The following is a 6,083-nucleotide window of genomic DNA, read 5'->3' as shown; positions in this document are numbered from 1 at the left end:
GCCAAATGAGATGACTTCTAAACAAGGCCGCCGCCAGCTGCACTGCGTGCCCGCGGTCCACCACCAGTGAGCCCGACCGATCCTGCGCAGCCCCGGCGGCGGCGAGCCATCCGAATGGGTGGGCTTTCAAGGGCCGTCCCACAGCGGTTGGCCCGCTGCCTAGCCTCATCCAGATGGAGGTCGAATACCTGAGCCACGGGGTGCCCCTGGCGGTCTACCAGTTGACCAAGGCCGACCACCGCCAGCAGAAAGACAAGGTACGAATCCACGAGTGGGTCCAACGCCAACTTGCCAAATTCCCCACCTCCGTCTCCGAAGAGAGCCGGGAACGGCTGCGCCAACTCCTCGGCCCACCAGTCCCGGCGTGGAAACTGCACCGGTGGCGGCTGCGCTTGTACTGCGGACACGTCATCGAGGCGACCCGAATCCGGTCAAGCCCACGGCCCGATGAAGGGATCTGCGACAAAGAGCACTGCCCGGAGTGCGGTCTGGACCCATCCGTGATCGTCGCCTTCGAGCCCCTGGGACCAGTTGCCGATCCACCGCCAGAGACGTCACCCCCTGAGTGATGTCCCCCGGAAGATGATCCCGCCGACTGCACCGACGGCACGCGCCACTACCGGCCCGGATAGAACGAGTTGGGCGTCAACCATCCACGATCGTGTGGGGTTTCACGAGGCGAGCGGATCCTCGGCGGTAATGCGGGCCAGCAGTGTGCGGGCTTCCTGGATGCGGGGGTGGGCCGGATGCAGGAACTGCTCACAGGCGGTCAGCGCCTGACGGGCTGCAGCTTCTGCCTCACTGCGGGCGGCCTACGCCATGCAGGGCTGCGGCGGTAGCCATGCTCAGAGTTCCGCTTTCGGCACGGACCCAAAGCGGCGTGAGCCGACCTGCCTCGGCCAAAGCCTCCTCGTGCCGGCCCTGCCCGCTCAGGCTGCGCACCAGGACACGGTGCAGGGCGGCAGCCGTATGTCCCTCCGCGCGGGGCAGATTCCCGCGGGCGATGGACTCGGCCTCTTTGTAGCGATCCTGCCCGCACAAAGCGGCCGCCAGATTGGCCAATGCGGAGAGCTCGACCCTCCACACCTCGGTGAGGAGCGCGAGACGGGCTGCGCCGCGCAGTATGTCCTGCGCCTCGGCTTCCGCCTCCGTATGCCTTTCCTGGTCGACGAGGACCGACACACGGTTCCCCCGGACCGCCAGTAGCAGTGTCCGCTCGGCGCCAACGGCCCGCTCCAACTCCGCGATCAGAGTCTCCATCTCGGCCAGCACCTCGGTCCCGCGGCCATGAGCGGCCGCCGCCGCCGTGGCCAAGGCCTTGGCCAGCCACACCACCATGGGGCTCCGGCCCCAGACGCGCCGTGGCACGGCCGCAAGAGCTCTCGCCCGGGCCTCGGCCTCCTCGTACTCGCCTGCCTCGAACAGGTCCCGGAGGCGGTCGAGCTCCCTCCCCTGCCAACGGGACACCCCGCCCTCGGCCCAGCTGAGCCCCGAGCCGCCCCGCACCATTCGTATGAAACTCACAAGCCGTGAGATTACGGGAACCCAGGCAGTCTGCGTCCCCGCGTTTCCACGGTCCCGAAAGCTTCACCGCCACCACCGGTCTCCGGCAACATCCAAACGTCGATCTGTGGGCTGCACCTGGGCGATGTCACACATTCGCCGCCTGGAGGCACTAGGAGACGCGGTGCCGGTGGTGGCATCGCTGACTGAGTGCCAGGAGGACTAGGTGGATCCGGTGTTGCTGTGGTGCCATGGCGATCGTGCTCGTCAGCGCTGCATGGAGCGTGGCGCGGCACAGCATGGGGCTGGGCACATAGGGGCGGGCATCGTCGTGCAGGCGCTGACGGGGCAGTACCGGCTTGCGGTGCCCAGGGCTCAGTCGACGGGTGACACGCGGCGCGTTCATCTCATCGGCGGAGCTGGGGTGAGTCGTCATGGAGGACGCGGCGAGCGCTGAACTGCGCGTCAGTGAACCTCTCGAGACGGCGCTTCCCTCGCTGCGCGGCCGGGATCTGGCCGAGGAGCTCCACCATGCTGAATACCCGGGCCTGGTGCGCTTTTTGCTGCTGCACGGCGCGTCCTGGAATGAAGCGCAGGACGCGGCGCAAGACGCTTTCACTCAGATGTGCCAGCCCGGTACGAGTATCAGCTATCCCAAAGCCTGGCTGCGGAAGGTGGCCTGGCGTTCCTGGTTACGGCAGCAGGTCCGGCCAGAGGATCCGTGCTCGCAGGTCCCGGCGGAGTCGGTGGTGCACTGGCAGACCCCCGCGCACGCGGCGGAACTCGGTGTCGAGGAGCGGCGCGTTGTCGAGCTGCTGTTGAAGCTGCCGGCCAAGCAGCGCGCTGCCTTGGCGTGGACTCTGGACGGTTTCACCACGCAGGAGAGCGCGGAAGCAATGGGCATCACGCCCGAGGCGGCGCGTCAGAACCTGGCCCGGGCCAGAGCGACTCTGAAGGCGGAACTCAGCCTGGAGGGATTCAGCGGCACAGCTGGAGAGGAGGAGCGATGAGCCACGACAGCGCAGAAGAGCGGTTCGACACGCTGCTGGCGAGCATGCATGAGCAGTTGGGGGTGGCGGTCTACGACGGACTCATGGGCGGGGGCGGGCCACCGGAACTTCACGATCCTGACCGGGCGCTGGGACGGCTGCTGGCTGGCGTGCATCGGCAGACCGGCGCTGCCGTCGGCCAGCGGCTGGCCCGGCGGCGGAAGAAGAAGCTGGCGGGTGAGCAGCCGGCTGCGCCCGAGGGCTGTGGGCAGGGCGGCGGCACCATGCTGATGCGCAGGCCAGCGGCGGTGCGGCTCAAATACCGCGAGCAGGCCTTGGATATGGCTCGGACGTACTGGCCGCAGGACCTGGTGCAGATACTTCGGGACGCTGTGGACTTCGTTCAGGATCTCGTCGTACACCTCGAGGAGGATTCATTGCCGACCGGTTCGTGTCAGCGGCTCACCCAGGTGGGCGCCAGTATCGGGCAAGTTCTTGCGCTGCCGGAGTCGCCTCAGTTTCCGGTCGCTCTGGCGGGCTACGACTACCTGGAGACGGTGGAGAGCGACCTGTCTCCCTGCGCCCTCCGGCTGATGTCGGAGGTTCGCAATGCGCAGCAGCTGCTGGAGTCGGAGCTGGTTCCCCACCTTCTGGCAGCAGAGGTGTCCTGGCTCGGTGCTCTCGAGGTGGCCCAGGATCTTGCCGACGATCTGGACTTGGCGCACCGGGAAGCGACGGCCCTGTCTGCGGCGGTGAAGGCGGTCGAGGAGGTGAGTACGGACTTTCGGGGGGCGGACCTGCGCTCGGTGGATCTCGAGGGAGTGGATCTCGAAGGCATCCGGTGGGACGCCGCGACGGTGTGGCCTGCGGAGTGGGAGAAACGGATCTGGAAAGCCTCACTCGCCGCAGAATCCGACCGCGGAGTCCTCATCGTCGGCACGGAACCTCGCGACAGCACAGTGCCGGCGGACCTGTGAACTGGTTCCTTTTTGGAGCTGGACCCTCGCCGATTCGCCCAGATTCGCGGAGCACTGAGGGCGATCTGTTTTGGGATGCGTCCGGGGCAAGGACCTTGGCGTGGGCCCGCCCCCGATTGGCCAGGCCTCCACTCGGGTTGGGGTGCTGCCTTGGGGCCTGCCTCGGCGGCATCTCTTCCTGCGGGACCTCGCGGGTGGTCGGTGCGTCGGAGATAGCGTCCGGACCATCCATCAACGCGCCGGGCCCATCGTTCTGGGTACGCGGCTACCATTTTCTGAGGCGACGGAGATGATCATCTACCGTGATCCGCGCCGCCTCTTCATGAGGTCGACCGATACCAGGTCTGCCAGTGCCGGAAACAGCGAGGTCCCCCGACGTGTGGAGCGTGGGGGACCTCAATCCGAGGGCACGTCCAGCCTTGACTGTGGCTCGGATGTCGCCCGCTGAGCGCGAGCGCTGTGTCCATGTAACGAGGACATGGGTCACGCCGTCTATGGTACGTCCTCCACTGGACGGTGTCCGAAATAATGAAAAAGACCACACCAACTGTGACCTGGCAGGACGTCTTCACGTAAGTATCGCCGGATGGTCAAGGACCTGTTTTTTCACGTCCGATACCTCCCCTTTCGAGTGACGCAAGCCACAACATGGAGGAGCCGTAAGCAACTTGGCAATTCGCACATCCGCACGTTCCGTCAGAACGTTTGCCCGATAGTGGATTTGCGATCTTGATTGTCCTTCTAGCCGGTGAACTGGGTTTAGCTCACCCTTTTTTCAGAATGTGCGCCCGGGGCATTACCCAGCGTGGTACCGGAGCGCCTGAGGTGACATGCTTATGCGAAGGGCAGGGGAATGGAGCCCGTCACGCTCAAGGTCTGTGGAGGGCCAAGTGGCGGTATCCCACTCCCTCAGTCCAGCCGAATGCAGGCCTTCACCTGCGCGGGGCCCCCGCACGTTCCATGTGCGGGGGATCCGGCTCAGCGCAGTGAGCAGCAGGGCCTGTCCGTGATGACTGTGGAAGGACATGCAATGCAGTGCAGTGATCCCCGTCGGGGAAGTCTGTGCCTGCCGGCAGGCCCCGAGGGCTGGCGTCTGGTGCTGGTGCCGCTGGCCTTGATGCTGGGTGTGGCGGCCGGCAGGTGGTTCTACTTCGTGTTCGGCGAGGCGGCCGAGGCCGTCACGGTCGGCGTCACCGCCGCCGACGTCGCCGTGCAACTGGTGGAGTTGGTGCTCACCGCGGCGGCGGCCGGCAGCGTCGGCACGGACGCCGCGATGCAGCCGCTGGCGGCCGGCCGTATGTCCCCGGTGATCCCGCTGATCACCGCCGCCGCGATGGGCAGTGCAACCGGCTGGTCGTTCTACCTGGCCTTCACCGAGGCCGCCGAGGCCGTCGCCGTCGGCGTCACCATGACGTCCGTCGCCCTCCGCGTCGTTGAAACGCTGATCAGCCCGGTGCGCGTCGTGGTCGTCTCCTGCGCCCGGGCGCTGGTGACCAAGATGAACGAACTCGCTGACACTGTCCGCGACTTCATCAACCGCTTCTTCAGCGGCTTCGGCGGTGCGGCGCCGTGCGCGGTGAGGGCAGCCTGATGGCGACGACCCGCTCACACGGCCGGCCGCGCCGACAGGTGCTGCCCCCGATGACGCCCAGCCTGCGGCGACTGGTGGAGGAGCTCGGCGACGGCCGCGGCGACATGAAGCTGACCGAGGTCGCCAAGGCCACGCACTACTCCATCAGCGCCCTGTCGGACGCCACGTCGGGCAAGCGCATCCCGACCGTCACGCTGATCGAGAAGTACGCGGCCGCGTGCGGCATGGACCCAGCCCCCCTGCTGGCTCTGCGTCAGCAGGCCGTCCAGGAAAAGAACACCGTGCCCGCGGATGAGCCGGATGCGTCGTCGGCTGTCGTGGTGCGCCACGGCACAGCCGAGGTCGTACGGCAGACCATCGGTGGCATGTCGCTGCCGAAGATGCGCGGCACCCGCCGCGAGGAAAGCACCCCGTCGGCCGAGCCTCCGCCAGGCGGGCTGGACGTGCACATGGCCACACTCATCCAGCAGGCCATGGCGAGCGCGGGGCGTACCAGTGTCCCGGTGCACGTCGACCCCATCACGGGGGCCCTCTCGCTGTGCACCGTGCCCAAGGACCTCATGGAGCTCCTGCGCGCCCTGTGGCTGCAGAGCGAGGTCGGCCTGCGTGAGATGGAACAGCGGGTGCGCCGCTATGACCTCGCCATCTCCCGCAGCTCCCTGCACAAGATCCTCAACGAGGACCAGCTCCCGCCGGTCAAGGTCCTCGCCGCCATCGTCGGCGCCTGCGGCGTGCCACAGGACCAGATCGACGTCTGGATGTACCACCGGGCCCGGCTCGAGATCGCCGAAGTACGGCACATGCGAACCACCGCGACCGCCAAGTCAATCGCCAGCCACAGCCACACCGGGCCGCTCACGCGGATCTCGTACGGTCCGGGCCGGAGCCTGCAGATCCTGATGGCCGCCTGCAGCCTGATCGCGGCCCTGCTGCCGCTGCTCATGCGCCTGTAGTCCGCCCTCATCCGCTCGCCGGTGGGCCCCGGAACCAGCTGGATCCGGGGCCCACCGGCATTCCCAGGAC

General features: G+C 67.2%; 6 protein-coding genes. 5 read left to right on the top strand and 1 reads right to left on the bottom strand.

The genetic code is table 11. The features are described 5' to 3' along the window. Positions 1-173: 173 nt before the first annotated feature. Complete coding sequence (locus tag J7E87_RS32265) at positions 174-569, top strand: hypothetical protein (RefSeq protein ID WP_215098172.1); 396 nt, start codon at positions 174-176, stop codon at positions 567-569. A gap of 229 nt (positions 570-798) precedes the next feature. Here the strand turns inward: J7E87_RS32265 and J7E87_RS32260 are convergent, their stop codons facing one another. Then, positions 799-1,524: a hypothetical protein gene (locus J7E87_RS32260; protein ID WP_215098171.1), complete on the bottom strand. Its 726-nt coding sequence runs from the start codon at positions 1,522-1,524 to the stop codon at positions 799-801. Positions 1,525-1,937: 413 nt separating this feature from the next. Here J7E87_RS32260 and J7E87_RS32255 point away from each other — a divergent pair, with 413 nt between their 5' ends. The 4 genes from J7E87_RS32255 to J7E87_RS32240 all read left to right on the top strand — a co-directional run bounded on the left by J7E87_RS32255 (position 1,938) and on the right by J7E87_RS32240 (position 6,013). Then, positions 1,938-2,513, top strand: coding sequence for an RNA polymerase sigma factor (locus tag J7E87_RS32255; protein WP_215098170.1), 576 nt, complete (start codon positions 1,938-1,940; stop codon positions 2,511-2,513). Next, positions 2,510-3,469, top strand: coding sequence for a hypothetical protein (locus J7E87_RS32250; RefSeq protein WP_215098169.1), 960 nt, complete (start codon positions 2,510-2,512; stop codon positions 3,467-3,469). The genes J7E87_RS32255 and J7E87_RS32250 overlap by 4 nt, the downstream gene beginning before the upstream one ends. Positions 3,470-4,499: 1,030 nt before the next feature. Then, positions 4,500-5,060, top strand: coding sequence for a hypothetical protein (locus tag J7E87_RS32245; RefSeq protein WP_215098168.1), 561 nt, complete (start codon positions 4,500-4,502; stop codon positions 5,058-5,060). Between the two features lie 50 nt (positions 5,061-5,110). Then, positions 5,111-6,013, top strand: a complete 903-nt coding sequence (locus tag J7E87_RS32240) for a helix-turn-helix transcriptional regulator (RefSeq protein ID WP_215098167.1) — start codon at positions 5,111-5,113, stop codon at positions 6,011-6,013. The last annotated feature ends 70 nt before the right edge of the window (positions 6,014-6,083 follow it).

Origin of the sequence: Streptomyces sp. ISL-1 (genome assembly GCF_018614585.1) — a bacterium.
Classification (GTDB): domain Bacteria; phylum Actinomycetota; class Actinomycetes; order Streptomycetales; family Streptomycetaceae; genus Streptomyces; species Streptomyces maoxianensis.
The sequence above is the reverse complement of the archived record's forward strand: the minus strand, read 5'-3'. Positions and strand labels throughout refer to the sequence as shown.